The organism is Paenibacillus septentrionalis, assembly GCF_042659865.1.
GTDB classification, from domain to species: domain Bacteria; phylum Bacillota; class Bacilli; order Paenibacillales; family Paenibacillaceae; genus Pristimantibacillus; species Pristimantibacillus septentrionalis.
Genome location: NZ_JBHSTE010000011.1, coordinates 40668 through 61218 on the forward strand (window position 1 = coordinate 40668; position 20551 = coordinate 61218).

21 protein-coding genes are annotated in these 20551 nt (G+C 45.1%); all 21 read left to right on the top strand.

What is annotated here, in order from left to right:
* Positions 1-8: 8 nt before the first annotated feature.
* The 21 genes from hpt to ACFP56_RS21385 all read left to right on the top strand — a co-directional run bounded on the left by hpt (position 9) and on the right by ACFP56_RS21385 (position 20303).
* The gene (gene hpt, locus ACFP56_RS21285; protein ID WP_379238443.1) at positions 9-545 is read left to right on the top strand and encodes a hypoxanthine phosphoribosyltransferase; all 537 of its coding nucleotides are present in this window, start codon (positions 9-11) and stop codon (positions 543-545) included.
* Between the two features lie 83 nt (positions 546-628).
* Positions 629-2656: an ATP-dependent zinc metalloprotease FtsH gene (gene ftsH, locus ACFP56_RS21290; protein ID WP_379238445.1), complete on the top strand. Its 2028-nt coding sequence runs from the start codon at positions 629-631 to the stop codon at positions 2654-2656.
* 289 nt (positions 2657-2945) lie between these two features.
* Positions 2946-3884 (top strand): quinolinate synthase NadA, encoded by a 939-nt coding sequence (nadA, locus tag ACFP56_RS21295; RefSeq protein WP_379238487.1) that lies wholly within the window; start codon positions 2946-2948, stop codon positions 3882-3884.
* 43 nt (positions 3885-3927) lie between these two features.
* A complete protein-coding gene (nadB, locus tag ACFP56_RS21300) occupies positions 3928-5541 on the top strand; it encodes an L-aspartate oxidase (protein WP_379238447.1) in 1614 nt (537 codons plus the stop codon).
* A complete protein-coding gene (gene nadC, locus ACFP56_RS21305) occupies positions 5534-6418 on the top strand; it encodes a carboxylating nicotinate-nucleotide diphosphorylase (RefSeq protein ID WP_379238449.1) in 885 nt (294 codons plus the stop codon). Before nadB ends, nadC begins: the two co-directional genes overlap by 8 nt.
* Positions 6415-7182, top strand: coding sequence for a type III pantothenate kinase (locus tag ACFP56_RS21310; protein WP_379238451.1), 768 nt, complete (start codon positions 6415-6417; stop codon positions 7180-7182). The genes nadC and ACFP56_RS21310 overlap by 4 nt, the downstream gene beginning before the upstream one ends.
* Positions 7183-7186: 4 nt before the next feature.
* Positions 7187-8080 (top strand): Hsp33 family molecular chaperone HslO, encoded by an 894-nt coding sequence (gene hslO, locus ACFP56_RS21315; protein WP_379238453.1) that lies wholly within the window; start codon positions 7187-7189, stop codon positions 8078-8080.
* Between the two features lie 13 nt (positions 8081-8093).
* Positions 8094-9041 carry a peptidylprolyl isomerase gene (locus tag ACFP56_RS21320; protein ID WP_379238455.1) on the top strand — a complete coding sequence of 316 codons (948 nt, stop codon included), beginning with the start codon at positions 8094-8096 and terminating at the stop codon, positions 9039-9041.
* A gap of 115 nt (positions 9042-9156) precedes the next feature.
* Positions 9157-10095 (top strand): cysteine synthase A, encoded by a 939-nt coding sequence (cysK, locus tag ACFP56_RS21325; RefSeq protein WP_379238457.1) that lies wholly within the window; start codon positions 9157-9159, stop codon positions 10093-10095.
* Positions 10096-10287: 192 nt separating this feature from the next.
* A complete protein-coding gene (locus ACFP56_RS21330; protein WP_379238459.1) occupies positions 10288-11853 on the top strand; it encodes an anthranilate synthase component I family protein in 1566 nt (521 codons plus the stop codon).
* 16 nt (positions 11854-11869) lie between these two features.
* Positions 11870-12448: an aminodeoxychorismate/anthranilate synthase component II gene (gene pabA / locus ACFP56_RS21335; protein ID WP_379238461.1), complete on the top strand. Its 579-nt coding sequence runs from the start codon at positions 11870-11872 to the stop codon at positions 12446-12448.
* An 8-nt stretch (positions 12449-12456) separates the two neighbouring features.
* Positions 12457-13347: an aminodeoxychorismate lyase gene (gene pabC / locus ACFP56_RS21340; protein ID WP_379238463.1), complete on the top strand. Its 891-nt coding sequence runs from the start codon at positions 12457-12459 to the stop codon at positions 13345-13347.
* Between the two features lie 23 nt (positions 13348-13370).
* Positions 13371-14228: a dihydropteroate synthase gene (folP, locus tag ACFP56_RS21345; protein WP_379238465.1), complete on the top strand. Its 858-nt coding sequence runs from the start codon at positions 13371-13373 to the stop codon at positions 14226-14228.
* 62 nt (positions 14229-14290) lie between these two features.
* Positions 14291-14662: a dihydroneopterin aldolase gene (gene folB / locus ACFP56_RS21350; RefSeq protein ID WP_379238467.1), complete on the top strand. Its 372-nt coding sequence runs from the start codon at positions 14291-14293 to the stop codon at positions 14660-14662.
* A complete protein-coding gene (gene folK, locus ACFP56_RS21355) occupies positions 14655-15179 on the top strand; it encodes a 2-amino-4-hydroxy-6-hydroxymethyldihydropteridine diphosphokinase (RefSeq protein ID WP_379238469.1) in 525 nt (174 codons plus the stop codon). Before folB ends, folK begins: the two co-directional genes overlap by 8 nt.
* Positions 15149-15361 carry a helix-turn-helix domain-containing protein gene (locus ACFP56_RS21360; protein WP_379238471.1) on the top strand — a complete coding sequence of 71 codons (213 nt, stop codon included), beginning with the start codon at positions 15149-15151 and terminating at the stop codon, positions 15359-15361. Before folK ends, ACFP56_RS21360 begins: the two co-directional genes overlap by 31 nt.
* A gap of 7 nt (positions 15362-15368) precedes the next feature.
* On the top strand, positions 15369-16361 hold the full coding sequence (dusB, locus tag ACFP56_RS21365) for a tRNA dihydrouridine synthase DusB (protein ID WP_379238473.1): 993 nt from the start codon (positions 15369-15371) through the stop codon (positions 16359-16361).
* 269 nt (positions 16362-16630) lie between these two features.
* Positions 16631-17107 carry a transcription elongation factor GreA gene (greA, locus tag ACFP56_RS21370; protein ID WP_379238475.1) on the top strand — a complete coding sequence of 159 codons (477 nt, stop codon included), beginning with the start codon at positions 16631-16633 and terminating at the stop codon, positions 17105-17107.
* A 69-nt stretch (positions 17108-17176) separates the two neighbouring features.
* A complete protein-coding gene (gene lysS / locus ACFP56_RS21375; RefSeq protein WP_379238477.1) occupies positions 17177-18676 on the top strand; it encodes a lysine--tRNA ligase in 1500 nt (499 codons plus the stop codon).
* 355 nt (positions 18677-19031) lie between these two features.
* Positions 19032-19547: an RNA polymerase sigma factor gene (locus ACFP56_RS21380; protein ID WP_379238479.1), complete on the top strand. Its 516-nt coding sequence runs from the start codon at positions 19032-19034 to the stop codon at positions 19545-19547.
* Positions 19548-20303, top strand: a complete 756-nt coding sequence (locus ACFP56_RS21385; protein WP_379238481.1) for a zf-HC2 domain-containing protein — start codon at positions 19548-19550, stop codon at positions 20301-20303.
* Positions 20304-20551: the final 248 nt, after the last annotated feature.

A 20551-nucleotide genomic window follows, 5' to 3' on the forward strand; every position in this document is an offset into this window, starting at 1 on the left:
ATTCTCAGTTGTTGAACGATATTCAAGAAGTGTTGTACAGCGAAGAACAGATTCGTGAAAAGGTAAAAGAGCTTGGGGAGCAGTTGACAAAGGATTTTGAAGGTCGCAATCCGCTTGTTATCTGCATTCTTAAAGGTGCTTTTATTTTTATGTCTGATCTCGTGAAAGAAATAAAAGTACCGCTTGAAATTGATTTTATGGCGGTTTCGAGCTACGGACAATCTACCCAATCTTCCGGTGTTGTAAAAATTATCAAGGATCTTGATGTATCGGTTGAAGGTCGAGACGTCCTCATTGTAGAAGATATTATTGACAGTGGTTTGACGCTTTCGTATTTGATTGATGTGCTGGAGCATCGTAATGCCACTTCGGTTACGGTTGTTACATTGTTTGACAAGCCTGCACGCCGTACGGTAGATCTTCAGCCTCATTATAAAGGATATACACTGCCTGACGAATTTGTCGTAGGCTATGGCTTAGACTATGCGGAAAAATACCGCAACCTCCCATTCATTGGGATTCTTAAGCCGGAAGTATATTCATAAGCATGTAGTCTCCGAGCAGCCTCTATTGTGATGGAAAGTCATGCTATGGTAAAATATTTTAAGCGTCTGAGAGGAGGTAGGGGATGAAACGGTTCATCCGTAATTCAAGTTATTATTTAATTATTTTTTTAGTTACAATTGGGATCTATAATTACATCACGAATACAGGTGATTCTTCCACGCCTTTGAGATACGATGAGCTTATTACAGCAATTGAATCCGGTAATGTGGACGAATTAACGCTGCGGTTTGAGGATCAGTCCTATCTTGTAACTGGTAAGTATAAGAATGCGCCAGCTGATGGCAGCAGTCAAACCTTTACATCCCGTGGTGGGGTTTACTCGCCCGAACAGATCGAGGATTTAAGGCAGCAATACGGCTTTACGTTGAATTATGAGAAGATGAAAACACCGAGCTTCTGGTCTAATTTCTTAATTACGATGATTCCGTTCGTGTTGATTTTCATTCTATTCTTCTTCTTAATGAATCAAGCACAAGGCGGCGGCGGCAAGGTGATGAACTTTGGTAAGAGCCGTGCGAAGCTTTATAATGAAGAAAAGAAACGCGTTACCTTCCAGGATGTTGCTGGAGCCGATGAGGAGAAGCAAGAGCTTGTCGAGGTCGTTGATTTCTTGAAGGACCCGCGCAAGTTTAATATGGTAGGCGCTCGTATTCCGAAAGGGGTACTTCTTGTAGGTCCTCCAGGTACAGGTAAAACGTTGCTTGCGCGTGCGGTTGCAGGTGAAGCAGGCGTTCCATTCTTCAGTATTTCCGGTTCCGACTTCGTTGAGATGTTTGTCGGTGTCGGTGCATCGCGTGTGCGTGATCTATTCGAGAACGCTAAGAAGAATGCGCCTTGTATTATCTTTATCGATGAGATCGATGCCGTTGGTCGTCAGCGTGGAGCTGGTCTAGGCGGTGGACATGATGAGCGCGAGCAAACCTTGAACCAAATGCTCGTTGAAATGGACGGTTTTGGCGCAAATGAAGGCATTATCATTATCGCTGCTACCAACCGTGCCGATATTCTTGACCCTGCACTTTTGCGTCCGGGACGTTTTGACCGTCAAATTACAGTCGATCGTCCAGATGTTAAAGGTCGTGAGGCAGTCCTTAAGGTACATGCACGCAATAAGCCACTCACGAATGACGTGAAGCTTGATGTCATTGCAAAGCGTACAACTGGCTTTAGTGGCGCTGATCTTGAGAATCTATTGAACGAAGCAGCATTGCTTGCTGCTCGTCGAAATAAAAAAGAGATCAACATGGTTGATATCGATGATGCAATCGATCGCGTTATTGTAGGTACGGAGAAGAAAAGCCGTGTCATCAGCGATCGTGAAAAGCGCATTGTCGCATATCATGAAGCAGGACATACGATTGCAGGCTATTATTTGGAGCATGCAGATCAGGTTCATAAAGTAACGATCATCCCTCGCGGTCGTGCGGGTGGGTACGTCATTATGCTTCCGAAGGAAGACCGTATGCTCGTAACGAAGAACGAGCTGCTTGACCGCGTATGCGGATTGCTTGCAGGTCGTGTTGCGGAGGAGCTGTTTATCGGTGAAATCGGAACGGGTGCATACAGTGACTTTAAACAAGCAACAGGCATTGTCCGCAGCATGATTATGGAATACGGTATGAGTGATCGCTTAGGACCGATGCAGTTTGGTAATTCTCAAGGGCAAGTGTTCCTTGGACGTGACCTTGGTCATGAGCAGAACTATTCTGATCAGATCGCTTACGAGATCGATCAAGAAATGCAAACGATCATTAATAATTGCTATGAGCGTACGAAACAGCTTCTGCAAGAGAAAAGTGATGAGATGCACTTGATCGCAAAAACATTGCTTGATGTAGAAACATTGGAAATCGATCAAATCAGATCCCTGCTTGAAAAAGGTGTTCTGCCTGAGCCGTTTTCCGATGGTGGTGCTTCATCGTCAAATGATGACGCTCCTGCTGAATTGACTTCAGAGCCAGTTGTCGTGGATGAGATCGGTGACGTAAAGGTTCGCATTCAAACTCGCGACCAAAACGAACCGAATGCAGAGCAGGGCGCTGTTGAAGAAAAGCCGGCTCCAGACGATACGAATAAAAAAGAATCATAAGAATAAATAAAAACTGTATTCAGCTTCTTGGCGACAAGTAAGTTGAATACAGTTTTTTTCTTATTCATACATAAAATAAGGCCACTTGAAAAAGATTTGTTAAAGAATGATGAACATTTGCGCCCAATTCCATTGACATGAACCAATAACCCATGTAAATTTAATCTTGAATCATTTAGAAATTGTTCACAATCATCAGCATTTAGAGGGATCGACTTGAAAAGTAAGTGCACGATTTCACAAAGTCGTTATTTATGACATTCATTGCATATATAAGGAGTGGATCATGATGGAAACTTTAGCGCTTGAACGCAAGCAGGAACAAAACCGTTTGCTGCGTGAACGCCTGATGGAGCTTAAAAAGGAACGTAACGCAATCATTTTAGCGCATTATTATCAGCGCGATGAAATTCAGGAAGTTGCAGATTTTCGAGGAGATTCATTTTTGCTGGCACAAAAAGCTGCTCAAACTGATGCAGAGGTTATCGTATTTTGCGGGGTTCATTTTATGGGCGAAAGCGCTAAAATTTTAGCTCCGAACAAAACCGTCATTATCCCGGATGAGCGTGCAGGCTGTCCAATGGCAGATATGGTTAATGTGGACGGCTTGCGCAAGCTTAAAGCACAGCATCCAAATGCGACAGTCGTAACATATATTAACTCATCAGCGGAGATTAAAGCTGAAACAGACATTTGCTGTACCTCTGCTAATGCGGTGAAGGTTGTGAATTCTGTAGAGGGTGATGAGGTTATCTGGGTTCCAGATAAAAACCTTGGCCACTATGTTCAGCAGCATACCGACAAGAAAATGATTATTTGGGAAGGGTATTGCAATACGCACGATATGCTGACGGTTAAGGATGTTGAGGAGATGAAAGCGCAGTATCCGAATGCGCAGTTCGTCGTGCATCCAGAATGCCGTCCAGAGGTTGTAGAGCTTGGTGATTTCGTAGGCAGCACAACAGCGATTATTAAATACTGCAAAGAGTCGCCATGTCAGGAGTTTATTGTAGGCACAGAGGACGGAACAGGCTACCAGCTTCGCCTTGATAGCCCGGATAAGAAGTTCCATTTTGCATCTAAATATTTGGTTTGCCCAAATATGAAAGTTAATAACTTGAAGAAACTGGTTAAGTGTCTTGAGACGATGCAGCCACAAATCTATGTACCGCCGCAAATCGCTGACCAGGCGCGTCAATCTTTGGAGCGCATGCTACTAGTCAAGTAGCATGCGTGTTTCCTATTCTTAAGGGAAGATGGAGGGCATAACGGTGATACCTAGATATTTAGTGGATATCGATCTTAATCAATTGCCTGTTATAGATACAGATGTAATCGTAATTGGAGCTGGAATAGCCGGCTTATTTACTGCGCTTCGAGCAAGCGAAACACAATCTGTTGTCATGGTTACAAAGAAATCATTGCTGGACAGCAACACGCGATACGCGCAAGGTGGAATAGCGGCTGTAATATCAGAGGATGATTCACCTGAATACCATCTGCAGGATACGTTAATGGCTGGTGCGGGCTTATGTGATCATGCTGCGGTTGATGTACTTGTACACGAGGGGCCGCTCGGAGTCGAGCATTTGATTCAGATGGGTACGCAATTTGATATTGAAAACGGCACGTATGCGCTGACGAAGGAAGGCGCACATAGTCAACGGCGAATTTTGCATGCCAATGGTGATGCAACTGGTTATGAAATTGTTCGTGCACTTTCAGAAAAAGCGATTGCTACCCCTGGCATTGATGTATGGGACAATCATTTTGTAATCGATCTTGTAACGGATCAAGGCATCTGCTACGGTGCACTCGTTCAGAAAAACAATGGTGAGCGTTTGTTTTTGCGCGGCAAGGCAACCGTATTGTGCTCTGGCGGTGCTGGGCAATTGTATCGGTATACCACAAATCCAGAGGTTGCTACAGGAGACGGCGTTGCGATGGCATACCGCGCTGGTGCGAATATTCGCGATATGGAATTTATGCAGTTCCACCCTACTGCGTTGTGCTATCCAGGCGCACCACGTTTTTTAATCTCTGAGGCGGTTCGCGGCGAGGGAGCGTATTTGCGTAATATTAAAGGCGAGCGTTTTATGCAAAACTATCATGAGCAGCTTGAGCTGGCACCGAGAGATATTGTAGCAAGAGCAATTGTGAGCGAGATGGAGGAAACAAAGTCTACCTTTGTTTATATCGATATTACGCATCAGTCGGAGGAATTCATCAAGCATCGCTTCCCTACGATTCACAAATTTTGTCTAGATTATGGTCTTGATCTTACGTCTGACTGGATTCCGGTTGCACCAGCTATGCATTACTTGATGGGTGGTGTACAGACGGATCTTAATGGGGAAACAAACATCACGCGTTTATTTGCATGTGGTGAAGTGTCTTCAACGGGTGTACACGGCGCAAACCGATTGGCGAGCAACTCGCTTTCCGAAGCGGTTGTTTTCGGCAAGAGAATAGTGGATCGTATCGAAGCACTTTCACCGCTGCAGGACACTCCATCCGTTGTCTATACGACAAATCGTCAGCCGCATGCCATGCAGCCCTTTGTTGAACGCCGCTTAAAGCTTCAAAAGGTGATGGTGCGTTATACGGGACTAAAACGCAATCGTGCAGGTTTGCAGCGTGGCTTGGATGAGCTTAACCGCCAACGTGCTATTTTTGATACTGTGCTTATGGAACGCGAGGAGTTTGAATTTGCCAATATGCTAACCTGTGCATTGCTTGCAACGACATCAGCATTGTATCGCGAGGAAAGCCGAGGCGGACATTATCGTGAGGATTTTCCGCAGCGTGATGATTTGCGCTGGTGCAATCATACAATCATGAATCGCGAGCAAGGACAATTAGAGGAGTGGATCGAGTATGTATGAATGGACGACAGGCGGCTATTCTGAAGAATTGAAGCAGCAAATTCGCAGCTGGCTGGCAGAAGATATAGGCAGTGGAGACATTACGACAGAGACGACCATTCCTGCAAGCGCACAAGCTAAAGCAATCATTCATATGAAGGAAGACGGCATTTTAGCTGGTGTTCCGATAGCCAAGCTTGTATTTGAAGTGGTGGATGCGTCATTAGCTTTTAATGCGCTTGCACAAGATGGTCAATTTGTAACAAAAGGAACGGTTATTATTGAAGTGGAAGGCAGTGCAAGAAGCTTGTTGACAGGCGAGCGTTTGGCGCTCAATCTAATGCAGCGTCTATCAGGAATCGCTACGAAGACGAATCGTTATGTTGAAGCCTTGCAAGGGCTGCCAACTCGATTGGTCGATACACGAAAAACAACCCCAGGTCATCGGATGCTGGAGAAGTATGCGGTGCGTGTTGGTGGCGGACACAATCATCGCTTCGGCCTGTATGATGCGGTTATGATTAAGGATAATCATATAAAAGGTGCTGGCAGCATAACCGCTGCTGTACAGGCTTCTAGAAAGGCTATCCCGCACACGATGAAAATCGAGGTCGAGACGGAATCCATCGCGCAGATTGATGAGGCGCTTGCATGCGGAGCAGATATTATTATGCTCGACAATATGACGACTGCTGAGATGAAAGAAGCGGTAGCGTATATTAAAGCCCAATCTCCACATGTTATAGTAGAAGCTTCTGGCGGCATCACGCTCGAGACGATTTATGAAAAAGCCGCAACAGGTGTCGATGTGATTTCAGTTGGAGCATTAACGTATTCTTTTCAAGCATTGGATATCAGTCTAGACTTGAACGAGAAGAAGGGTGGAGCAACAGCATGATTTTAGTCATAGATGTTGGCAATACGAACATCGTGCTAGGCATATATCAAGGCAAGGAATTATTGCATCATTGGCGAATTAGTACGAATCGCTCAGGTACGGTAGATGAATACGGCATTACGATCCATAATTTATTCCAATATGCAGGTTTAAGCTTAAGCAGTGTAGAAGGTGTAGCAATATCATCTGTTGTACCGCCGCTTATGGGACTGTTAGAGCAATTAAGCTTGAAATACATTAAAAAAACGCCGTTGGTCGTTGGGCCAGGAATTAAAACTGGCTTGAATATACGCTATGAAAACCCTCGCGAGGTAGGCGCAGATCGCATTGTGAATTCTGTTGCAGCGATTGAAAAGTATGGAGCACCGCTTATTGTTGTTGACTTTGGAACGGCAACAACGTTTGATTATATAGATGAAGATGCCAATTATCTCGGCGGTGCAATTGTACCGGGGATAGGCATATCTACAGAAGCACTATATCAGCGTGCAGCTAAGCTGCCACGCATTGAGCTGACCAAGCCCAAAAGCGTAGTAGGCCGCAACTCTGTTACCTCTATGCAGGCAGGTATTATTTACGGGTATGTTGGGCAGGTTGATGGTATTGTGAATCGCATAAAAAAAGAATTCAACGTGCAGCCTAGAGTAATTGCAACCGGTGGTTTAGCGGAGCTGATTGTTGCCGAGTCTGAAACGCTGGAGGAAGTGGATTCCATGCTTACACTGGAAGGCTTGCGCATTATATACGAACGAAACCAGGAGTGATGAAATGGCTGAACAATTAAAAGACATATTAGTTCGCGGCACAGCATGGGGCGGGAAGCTGCGTGTATTCGCGACGCGAATGACCAATATCGTAGAGGAAATGCGGGTTCGCCATAACATGTATCCAACGGCAACAGCGGCACTTGGGCGTACAAGTGCAGTTGCAGCTATTATGGGCGCCATGCTTAAGGGCAATGAGCGACTAACGATACAAGTTAAAGGCGATGGTCCGATTGGACAAATTGTCGTTGATTCTAACGCCAATGGCGAGATTCGCGGCTATGTCGATCATCCTCAGGCGCATCACGGCAGCAATGCACAAGGCAAGCTGGATGTTGCTGGCGCCGTCGGAACATCAGGCAACATTTATGTGACGAAGGATTTGGGCTTGAAGGAGCCGTATCGCGGTAGCGTTCCCATTGTTTCGGGCGAGCTTGGAGAAGACTTTACTTATTATTTTTCAGTTTCTGAACAAACCCCATCAGCAGTAGGCGTTGGCGTGCTTGTTGATGTAGACAACTCCGTACTGCATGCAGGCGGCATTATTGTGCAGGTTATGCCAGGATTGTCCGATCAAGAGCTGGATAAGCTGGAGAAGGCAGTAGCTGCTTTGCCTCATGTTACGACGATGCTTAATCAGGGAGAAACGCCAGAAGGTATGATTAAGCGACTAGTAGGCGAGGATTATACGATCCATGATGAGATGGAGCTTCGTTTTCAGTGCAAATGCTCAAGAGAGCGAGTAAGCACTACGCTGCTCAGTATTGGAGCAGCAGATCTACAATCCATTATTGAAGAAGACGGACATGCAGAGCTGGTATGTCACTTCTGCAATGAGAAATACTATTTTGACAAAGAGCAGTTAGAGCAATTAAGAGATCAAGCAAGATCATCATAAGGATTGACCGGTAATGAAGAAATATGATGTGTTAAAGATTGTTATCATATTACAAGCGTTAGGGATGGTGGCTCTTGCTGTTGTTGTCATGTGGAGTTATTTTCCTTATATGACCACACGAGAGGATAACAATGATACACAGCAAATCCCTGTATCGGGTGCAGATAAGGATGAGGTCATCGCGGTAATTGCAGATCAGGAAATAACGAAGCAGCAGCTGGTCGAGGAGCTGCTTGAGCTGTACGGGGACCAAGGCCTTGAGCAAATGCTCATTCATCGCGCGATAGAAATGGCTGCCAAGGAGCAGGGCATATCGTTAAGCTCGTCAGAGCTTGCGGCAGCTCTTGCTGAGGCGTCCAGCGGTTATGAAAGCGAGGAGCAGTACTTTACAGCGATGAAAGATCAGCTTGGATTGTCTCAAAACAGAGTCCTTGCTGATATTAGGGATCATGCGTTGCTTCTCAAAATAGCATCCGCTTGGGCGAATATAGATGAAGCGCAAATCGACGATTACTTGCGGCAGCATCAAGCAGAGCTGGAGCCAAAGCAGCGTCTGAATCTAAGCTGGATACTATGCTCCACCAATGACGATGCTAATATGGTGTTAATGATGCTGAAGGAAGGAGCGTCATTCGCAGAGCTGGCTTCCCAGTTTTCGCTCGATCCTTACAGCGCAGAGCTAGGTGGCAGCTTGGGCGAGATTGATAGTGATGATCCTTTTTACGATTCAGCATTGCTTGATGAGGCGATGCGGCTTGAGATTGGTGATATTGTTGGCCCGATTGAAACAAGTGAGGGCTATGCAATTATTCAGCTGTTAGGTCGGGAGAAGGGTAAAACCAAAAATGAGCAGCAACAACGGGAATGGGCTAGAACTCAGCTTGCGTTAGAGCAGATTGGGTCACTATCTGAAGTCAAACAGCAGCTGCTTAATGAGTATGTAACCGTGATTCGTAAATAGTGCCGTAATTATTCCAATTTTTTGCACAATGATATTGACAAACCTGTATATGCATTGATAAGATATTAGTATCAAAAGCCAACTAAATTAGTCGGAATAAGGAGGATTTATTCTCATGGCAAGAATTGTACAGAGCGTAACTGAACTTATCGGTGATACACCCCTAGTTCGTCTTAATCGTTTGGTTCCTGAAGGCAGTGCAGAAATATATGTAAAGCTTGAGTATCAAAACCCTGGTGCAAGTGTTAAGGACCGTATCGCAATCAGCATGATCGAGGTTGCTGAACAAGAAGGCCTTATTAAGCCAGGCGACACAATCGTTGAGCCTACAAGCGGTAACACTGGAATCGGTCTTGCACTGGTAGCAGCTGCAAAAGGCTATAACGCAATTCTTGTTATGCCAGAAACAATGAGCATCGAGCGCCGCAATTTGCTTCGCGCTTATGGTGCTAACCTTGTTCTAACTCCAGGCTCAGAAGGTATGAACGGTGCAGTACGTAAGGCAGAAGAGCTTGTGGCTGAAAACCCTGGCTACTTTATGCCGCAACAATTCAAAAATCAGGCGAATGTTAAAATTCACCGTGAAACAACAGGTCCGGAAATCGTAGAAGCTATCAACTCTCTAGATGGTAAGCTTGATGCATTCGTTGCTGGTATCGGTACTGGCGGAACGATCTCTGGTGCAGGTGAAGTGCTTAAAAATGCTTTCCCTGACATTAAAGTATATGCAGTTGAGCCATCGGCTTCTCCGCTACTATCTGGAGGCAACCCAGGCCCGCACAAAATTCAGGGAATTGGTGCCAACTTCATTCCAGATATTTTGAATCGTGAAATTTACGATCAAGTCATTACGGTTGAAAATGACGATGCATTTGAATACGCGCGTCGTGCAGCAAAAGAAGAAGGCATTCTTTGCGGTATTTCTTCTGGTGCTGCGATCTATGCAGCGCTTCAAGTAGCAAAAGAGCTTGGCGCAGGTAAACGTGTCGTTGCAATCGTGCCAAGTAATGGTGAGCGTTACCTGAGCACGCCTCTTTTCAACTTCGACAATTAATTTTATAGCTATTCAATTTAAGCAGGTAGAGGAATACCATGACATGTGGTGCTCCTCTACTTTTTTATTACGATGAAACGGATGATCTGCTATAAACCTGCTATAATAGGCTCACACAGGTTAAAGCTTTATTTTTCCTGTTCATTTTTGTATACTAGGCGAAAGTAGCTAGATCGGAGGAGCTCATCGTACATGTTAACGTCTTGGGAAGCGTGGCAGCAATGGCATAAGCAAGGAGGCTACACCAGCCTGCCCTTCAGTAAAAAAATAGATTGGTCGGACTATGGCTATGTCCCTGCATGGACGGAAGCTTGGGAGGATGCCTCTCCTTATGCCTTTGTACTCGAAAGTGGCAAGGTCGGGCGCTATACCTATTTAGGCTTGTCGCCTCAAAGTGTTGTATACGGAACAGGCGAAGAGGCACGCAGCATCGAATTTGACAAGGAGAGCGATCAGGCTCAGCCTTGGCAGACCTTGTCGGGCAAGCCACTTGAGGTGGTACGTACATGGATGAAGCCATATCGCAGTCCGAGAATAGAGGGAGCACCTAAATTCAGCGGTGGATGCGTAGGGTTTTGGGGCTATGATGTTATCCGCAGCATTGAGCGATTGCCGAGTGTGGCAGCTCATGATCTCGATGTGCCTGACTATCTGTTTATGCGAATGGATGAAATATGGGTGCTCGATCACCAGGAGAAGGCCGTTTACTGCATCGTTCATCGTCATATCGATAGCAGCTGGAATACGGAACAACTAAAGGACTGCTATGATCGTGCTTCACTTCACGCTGATAGTATGGCTGATTATTGGCTGACATGGTTCGAGAGCGAGCAGCAGCGTGCAGCGGCGGAAGCCGAGCGTCAGCGGAAGCTCGACTTTATCGAACAGAGCAGTTTGCATATAAATGTGGAGGAGGTCGAGGGGCTTTCCTCGCCGTTTCATAAAGAAGCGTTTATGGCGGCAGTTGACCGCATTAAGGAATATATCGCAGCAGGAGATGTGTTTCAGGTCAATCTATCTCAGCGACAAACGAAGGAGCTTACCTGCAAGCCGGAAGAGCTGTATGAGTGGTTGAGATTGTTTAACCCATCGCCTTACATGGGTTTTATTAAAACGCCAGGGTTTCAGCTTGTATCTGCGTCTCCTGAGCTGCTGGTCGAGCAGTCGGCAAGAAAGCTGGCGACACGACCAATAGCCGGAACACGTCGTCGTGGCAGAACCGTAGAGGAAGAAGAGCAGTTCGTAGCTGAGCTAATGAACAATGAAAAAGAAAAAGCAGAGCATATTATGCTTGTTGATCTGGAACGTAATGATCTGGGCAGAGTGTCTGCTTATGGTACAGTCAAAGTAGAAGAGCTGATGGTTATTGAACGTTATTCCCATGTCATGCATCTTGTCTCGCAAGTTGAAGGACAGCTTGCTGAAGGAAAGGATCATTTTGACGTAATCGCGGCTACATTTCCGGGAGGCACGATAACAGGAGCTCCCAAAATCAGAACGATGGAAATTATTGAGGAGCTTGAGCCTGTTCGTCGAGGGCCTTATACCGGCTCGCTTGGCTGGATTGACTACAATGGCGATATGGAGTTTAACATTATCATTCGTACGATGGTCGTTGAGAAGGACAAGATACATGTTCAAGCTGGAGCGGGTATTGTTATTGATTCTGATCCAGAACGGGAATACTACGAGTCCTTAAATAAAGCCAAAGCGCTTTGGAAAGCGATTCAATATAGCGAAACCTATCATTTTGAATAAAGAAGGGAAGATACCGATGATTCTTGTCATTGATAATTATGATTCATTTACGTACAACCTTGTGCAATATCTTGGACAGCTTGGGCAGGATATTGTCGTAAAACGCAACGACGAGATTGATGTTGCGGGAATTGAAGAGCTGGCGCCAGACCACATTATGATCTCCCCTGGACCTTGCTCGCCTAATGAAGCCGGAATTAGTCTTGAAGTGATCGAGCATTTTAAAGGGAAAATTCCGATTATCGGCATTTGTCTAGGGCATCAATCGATTGGACAAGCATTTGGCGGAGAGGTTGTACGTGCGGAGCAGCTGATGCATGGCAAAACGTCACTTATCCATCATGACGGGAAATCCTTGTTCAAGGGGCTGCCATCGCCATTTACAGCAACGCGTTATCATTCGCTCATCGTGCGCAAGGAATCCTTACCGGATTGTTTGGAAATTACTGCTGAAACCGAAGATGGTGAAATAATGGGCTTGCGTCATAAGGAATATCCGATTGAGGGGCTGCAGTTTCATCCGGAATCAATTATTACGGAGCATGGCTTGTTGATGCTGGAAAACTTTTTAAGTCTCCGTACAGTAAAAGCCTGAAGGAACGGATGAGCGATATGCGCACACTATATGTAAACGGGAAATTGATGAATGCAAAAGAAGCTATGGTCTCCGTATACGACCATGGCTTTTTATACGGTCTGGGACTTTTTGAAACGTTCAGAACGTATCATGGACGCTGCTTTTTGCTGGAGCGTCATATCAATCGGCTGCTGGACAGCTGTCGTCAGCTTGGTATTGCATGCGAGCTAACAACGGAGTCCGTTCAACAGATCGTAACAGAGCTGCTAGAGCGAAATCAGCTGGAGGAGGGCTATGTTCGTTTGACCGTAAGCGGAGGAGTTGGAGATCTTGGTCTGCCTATGGACGATTACTCGAATCCTACGATTGTGGTGATGGTTAAGCCGCTTGCCGTAATGAGTGCGGATGCTTGGAAAAAAGGCAAAGCGCTTCAACTGCTGCGTACTCGTCGTAATTCACCTGAAGGCGCGTACCGTTTCAAGTCACTCCATTATATGAACAATATTATTGCCAAGCGCGAGCTGCTTCAGCTTGGCGATCGTACAGTAGCTGGCGCAGAGGGCTTAATGGTCAATGAAAAGGAGCAGTTGGCAGAAGGAATTGTCAGCAACCTCTTTTTTGTAAAGGATAACGTTGTCCATACCCCGCATATTGATACAGGCATTCTTCCTGGCATTACAAGGCAGTTTGTCATTGAGCTGGCAAAGCAGCATGGATACGATGTGAAGGAAGGGCATTATACATTTGCAGAGCTGTGGACATGCAGCGAGGCATGGATCACCAACTCTATTCAAGAGCTTGTTCCTGTTACAACACTGCTGGATATGGACGGAAGCAGACAGACGCTGTCGCAAGCTGAGGCAGGGTCGATCTGCACCCAGCTGGCGCAGGCCTATCTCGCAGCTGCAATGAAATGATAAGTTGAGGTGAGCTAGTAAGCGTGGATCACATTACATACTGGAAAAGAAGCTATCAGCTTCGCAATCAGGTCACGCTGCAATTAGGAGCGCGTACCTTAATTATGGGAATATTGAACGTAACACCAGATTCATTCTCCGATGGGGGCAAGCACAATACGGTAGAGACAGCACTTGCTCACGCGGAAAGACTAATTGCAGATGGTGCAGATTTGATTGATATTGGCGGAGAATCAACACGCCCGGGCTTCACACCAATATCGGTAGAAGAGGAATTGAAGCGTGTATTGCCAGTCATTGAAGCAATTGCAGAAAAGTTTCCTCACGTTCCACTGTCAGTCGATACGTACAAGTCCGAAACGGCAGCTCGCGCGCTTGAAGCGGGTGCACATATGATTAATGATATATGGTGTTTAACCTATGATGGCAAGATGGCAGAAGTGGCGGCTCAGTATAACTGCCCGGTTATACTGAATCACAATCGTCAAGAGGCATCTTATCAACATGTTGTAGATGATGTTATTGCTGATTTGCAGAAGAGTGTAGAGCTGGCGCTGGCAGCTGGTGTGAAGAAGGAAAACATTTGGCTTGATCCTGGAATTGGGTTTGCCAAAAACTACGAGCAAAACATGGAGGTACATGCGCATTTGGATAAAATTCATGCGTTAGGTTACCCTGTATTGCTCGGTACATCTCGTAAGAAATTTATACGAGAGACCTTGCAAGTAACAGACGCTTCAGAGACTAATGAAGGTACGCTTGCTTCCAATGTTGTCGGTATCGCTCAAGGCTGTCAAATTGTGCGGGTGCACGATGTTAAGGCTATGAAGAGAGCAGCGATGCTGGCTGACGCGATCTTGTATCGCCGCACTAACGTATAACAAATTAATTAAGTACTGTGCACGTGCAAGCAAGTGCTATACATGTAGAAGGAGATAAAATAATGGACAAGATGACATTGAAAGGAATGCGCTTTTTCGGCTATCATGGCGTGTTTCCTGAGGAAAATCGATTAGGTCAGCAATTTTATGTGGATTTGGAGCTGTTGTTTGACATGCAGCAGGCTGCACGCACGGATGAGCTAGACCATGCATTAGATTATTCTGCTGTCCATTCGTTCATAAAGGGCATTGTGGAAGGTCCTCCGTTTAAGCTGATAGAAGCTCTAACCGGTCACCTTGCATCGCAAGTGCTGGAGCATTATACTATTGTGAATGAAGTTACGGTTAGAGTAACGAAGCCGCATCCTCCGTTTGACGTCCAGTTTGATGGTGTCACAATTGAGATGAATAGAAAGAGAGCCGACTATGTCTAATACAAGCAATCGACATACTGCGTATATTGCGCTCGGTTCCAATTTAGGGGATCGGGAGCAATGGCTTTTGCAGGCCATTAAAGCATTAGAAGCGAGAGCGAATATATCGGTTGAGGCGGTATCTGCATTATATGAAACTGATCCGGTAGGATATACCGATCAGGATGCATTTTTGAATATGGCAATCAAAGTCTCGACGACATTATCGCCTCTAGAGCTGCTGCGAGAGCAGCTAGATATTGAAAACGAGCTTGGACGAGTTCGCCAGGTTCGCTGGGGGCCACGAACTATTGATTTGGACCTTCTGTTATACGATAATGTTTCATTGGAGACTGAACAGTTGATATTGCCACATCCTAGAATGCTGGAGCGGGCGTTTGTGCTAGTTCCTCTCCACGATGTGCTTGAGTTGGACCATGCTCTGTACCACGAGGTTGAGCTTGTTGCCAAGAAAGCACTGCAATTAAGAAAGGAAGGCATTACATTATGGAAAACGATCAATTGGCCCAACGTGTAAGAGCATTTCGCAAATTAAAGGGCTACACGCAAATTGAACTCGCAGAAGAGCTTGGCGTATCTGTAGCGGTGCTGGGTTCATTAGAGCGCGGCACAAGAAGAAATGATCCGAAGCTGTTGAAGCTCATTGCGAATAAACTGGATATAAGCTATGAAGAATTAGTAACAGTCAGAGAGGAGTAGGAAGCACATGCTGAAAATCGGTAACATTGAGATGAAAAATCAAGTTGTGCTTGCACCGATGGCTGGCGTGTGTAACCCTGCATTTCGTCTGATTGCAAAAGAGTTTGGCGCAGGTCTGGTTTGCGCAGAAATGGTCAGCGATAAAGCGATTTTGCATGGCAACAAACGCACAATGGAAATGCTGTTCGTAGATGAGCGTGAAAAGCCGTTAAGCCTGCAAATTTTCGGTGGAGATCGAGAATCGCTCGTTGAGGCGGCTAAGGTTGTAGACAAGCAGACCAATGCGGATATTATTGACATTAACATGGGCTGCCCGGTACCGAAGGTAACGAAATGTGATGCAGGCGCACGATGGCTGCTGGATCCGAATAAAATATACGAGATGGTGTCTGCTGTTGTGGATGCCGTAGACAAGCCCGTTACAGTTAAAATGCGCATTGGCTGGGATAGTGAGCATATTTATGCGATTGAAAATGCAAGGGCTGTTGAGCGTGCTGGCGGAAGCGCGGTAAGCGTACATGGACGTACGCGCGAGCAGCTGTATACAGGTAAAGCCAACTGGGATATTATCAAGCAGGTTAAGCAAGCAGTCTCCATACCGGTCATCGGAAACGGAGATGTATTCGAGCCGGAGGACGCTCGTCGTATGCTCGATGAAACTGGCGTTGACGGCGTCATGATCGGACGAGGTGCTTTAGGCAATCCTTGGATGCTGTATCGTACGATTGAGTATTTGACATCAGGACAGCTTCCTAGTGATCCAACTCCGGAGGAGAAGGTTAAAGTTGCCGTGCTACATATGGATCGTCTTATTGCGCTGCGCAATGAAAGGGTGGCTGTACGTGAAATGAGAAAGCATATGGCATGGTACTTGAAGGGGTTGCCGGCTGCTGCACGCGTGAAGGATAGAATTATGGAAGAAACAAGCAGAGATGGTCTGGTCGAGATTCTAAATGAATATGTCTCTTCCTTGCGTGAAGCTGAAGCGGCTGAAATGTAGCTTCTGCCCGCTTATAGCAGAATTCGTCAAAAACCGCAAGCGTTCGACAGGGTCATAAATAGGAGAATGGCTAAGTAAACATGATAAAACAGGGATGTTTAACTGTTTTTTCAGATTCAATTGACATATCCTTCTCTAATGCAATATAATCTTGCAATATAAATATCGTAACCACTTTTAACGGGCATGTTCAAACATATCTGTTCTATATTGATGTAGTGAATTCATACATGGTATGAAAATAAGTCACATGACAGGGGACTTGGAAGATGAATGATAAGGAAACAATTCTGACTCAAGATGGTTTGAAAAAGTACGAAGAAGAACTAGAAAACCTAAAGTCTGTCAAGCGTCGTGAAGTTGCTGAACGTATTAAAATCGCGATTGGCTATGGCGATATTAGTGAGAACTCCGAGTATGAGGACGCTAAAAACGAACAGGCATTTATTGAAGGACGCATTATTACGCTAGAAAAGATGCTTCGTAATGCAAGAATTATTAATAACGATGAAATTGATGTAGACACAGTAAGCGTTGGTTGTACCGTAACAGTCGAGGATCTCGAATTTGGCGATCGTCAAGACTACACTATCGTTGGTACAGCAGAATCGAATCCCTTTGAAAATAAAATTTCTAACGAGAGTCCACTTGGAAAAGCAATTTTAGGAATGAAGAAGGGAACGGTCGTAGAAGTAAACGTTCCTGCCGGCAATATTCAATATAAAATTGTAGATATCAAAAAATAAGGTATAATGAGTTCATGAGAAAGCTTCCCTAAGGAAGCTTTTTGAGCGTTTACCGCCAGATTCAAGGAGATGAGTAGATTGGAACAAGATAACAACACACAAGAGCTAAGCGAATTGCTGCAAATTCGTCGCGAAAAACTTGATTCGCTTAGAGAACTGGGTGTAGATCCATTCGGTAAAAAATTTGAACGTATGCACAACGCGAAGGAATTGCTTGAGGCATACGCTGATGTGGACAAGCCTGCATTGGAAGAAATGCAAGTATCGGTTAGCTTGGCTGGCCGCATCATGCAGAAGCGTGGAATGGGTAAAGCAAGCTTTGCTCATATTCAAGACTTAACAGGCCGCATTCAAATTTATGTGCGCAAAGATACCGTTGATCCTAACAAATTTGCCGCATTCGAATTGCTTGATATCGGAGACATTGTTGGCGTTAAAGGAACAGTATTCAAAACGAATACAGGCGAGGTTTCTGTTAAAGTGCAGGAGCTGGAGGTATTGACCAAGTCATTGCTTCCGCTGCCAGACAAGCATCATGGCTTGAAGGATGTTGAATTGCGCTATCGCCAGCGCTATGTGGACTTGATCGTGAATCCAGACGTGCAGCAAACATTTATTGCGCGCTCTAAAATTATACAATCTATGCGTCGCTACCTAGATTCATTAGGTTATCTTGAAGTAGAGACGCCAACGCTACACTCCATTGCAGGAGGTGCGGCAGCACGTCCATTTATTACCCATCATAACGCACTAGATATGCAGCTATATATGCGTATCGCGATTGAGCTGCATCTAAAACGTCTTATTGTCGGCGGCTTAGAGAAAGTGTATGAAATTGGACGCGTTTATCGTAATGAGGGGATGTCTACTCGTCACAATCCGGAATTTACAATGATTGAGCTGTACGAGGCATATGCTGACTACAAGGATATTATGGCGCTGACTGAAAACTTGATCGCGCATATTGCACAAGAGGTGCTTGGCACAACGAAAATTATGTACCAGGGCGTTGAGGTTGATTTAACGCCACAGTGGCGCAGAGTTAGCATGGTTGATCTTGTTAAAGAAGTAACAGGTGTTGATTTCAGCGTACAAATGAGTGATGAAGAAGCACATGCGCTTGCGAAGGAACACAAGGTTCCAGTTGAACCGCACATGTCGTTTGGACATATAGTTAATGCGTTCTTCGAGCAGTTCTGTGAGCATACGCTTATTCAGCCGACGTTTGTAACAGGGCATCCAGTTGCGATTTCTCCGCTTGCGAAGAAAAGCGAGGTTGATCCGCGCTTCACAGACCGCTTTGAGCTGTTTATTGTGGCGCGTGAGCATGCGAATGCTTTTACTGAGCTGAATGATCCAATCGATCAGCGTGAGCGTTTTGAAGCCCAGCTTACGGAAAAAGAGCAGGGCAATGATGAAGCACATGAAATGGATGAAGACTTCCTACGTGCGCTTGAATATGGAATGCCGCCTACTGGTGGACTAGGTATCGGTATTGACCGTCTCGTTATGCTGTTGACTGATTCACCTTCGATTCGTGACGTACTGCTTTTCCCACATATGAGATAAGTGTAATTCTGCTAACAAGCAGTCAGATACATGAAGCGATCCAAGCATCTAGATGTTTGGATCGCTTTTTTTATTTGTGCAGTTCGAAGGCTCGCTCCTTTAAACCACATATTGTACGCTAATTTTTTTTGGGTGAATTGTTTAAGCTTGGACCTATGTATTGTAATGCTGAGATGTCGGCTCGTCACAATCCAATCCAGAATATAAAGGTTGTCACTTGTCTCAAAGCTTAATGTTCAGAATTTATGTATGGTTAAGGACTCCTCAATAACATATATCAAAAAAATTGCAGATGCTGTAACGAAATTCTAATTTCACAGTCTTATATATATCATCTCGCAATTTCCAAGCGTGCTTGCTGAAAGGAGGTAAGAATCTGACCGACTTTAAATCGATTTATCAGCTTCATTTTAAGGATGTGTATCGTTTTATTTATGCGATGTGCAGAGATGAGCATGTTGCCGAAGAGATAACGCAAGAGACGTTCTTGAAGGCTTTGAAACATATTGACACATATCAAGGCAAATGCAAGCTCAATGTTTGGTTGTGCCAAATTGCTAAAAACACATTTTACAGCTATCACGCGAAGCAATCGAAGACACACGAGTGGACTGAACTGGGAGAAAACACGCTTGCTGGTGGGCGAGGGCAAGAAGAGTTAATCCTGCAAAAAGAGGAGGCTTTACGTGTACATAAGATTTTGCACGTAATGAAGGAGCCGTATAAAGAGGTTTTTACACTAAGAGTATTCGGCGAGCTGTCGTTTGCAGAAATCAGTCAATTGTTTGGAAAGTCGGAGAGCTGGGCAAGAGTTACATTTTATCGGGCGAAGCAAAGAATTCAAGAAAAACTAAAGGAGGCTAGATCATAAGTGAATAAAACAGAAGATCAGGCGTGCGGAGTTGTTCAAGATATACTGCCGTTATACGTGGACAAGGCGTGCAGTGAGCAAAGCAACCAATTAGTCGAGGCCCATATACGAGAATGCGATGTGTGCAGAAGGATGCTTATAGAGATGCGGGAAGATATAGAGCTTCCGCCAGTCAATGAGCAAGAGCAGCAGGAGGTAAAGGCGATCCAGTCGTTAGCCAAGGCTTGGAAAAAATCAAAGCTAATCGCCTGGTTAACAGGTGTGCTGATTGCAACATTGGTGTGCAGCATAGTTATCATATCTTATATCGCTCTTTCAGAATGGGTCATTGTTCCGGTACCCGCGGAGAAGTTCAAAGTAACAGATGTATATGAGTTGTCTGACGGTTCGATCTCATATCGGTTAACTGCAGTTGATGGCTTCGAGATTCATAGTATCGTTCATACGTACGATGAATTTGGTAACTCCTATCAGTTGGGGTACCGTCCAATCGTCAAAAGGAAGGCATCTACTGAATACGGGCTTCATAATCAAATTATTCGCATCAAGCCCAATGAGGAGCATACATGGAAGTTAAGCGTATCAGGAGGGGGCTTAGAAGGAGAACAACCTTCCCTGGAAGTCATGAATCATTCGTCAGATCAAATGTCTTGGTATTATGGCACAGAGGATGATCGCATTCTTATATGGGAGCAAGGAATGGAAGTGCCAACGGCGAGTGAGGAGCTTGAGAAGTATTGGTTTAGCGAAAATTAAGAGAGGGTTTGTTAAACGGCTGGATATAAGTCCAGCCGCTTTTGCTGTTTAAGCAATGCCTTATGTTATGAATGAGTAAATGAATCAGAATCTTACACGTATATTTATGGAGTACATAGAGAAAGATAAAGTGATAATAAAAAAGTTTCAAAAAACACTTGCAATGTACATTCGATTCGTGGTATATTATTTCTTGTCGCCGCGAGAGATTGCGAGAGACACACGAAACAAAACGTTCGCGTTACGAA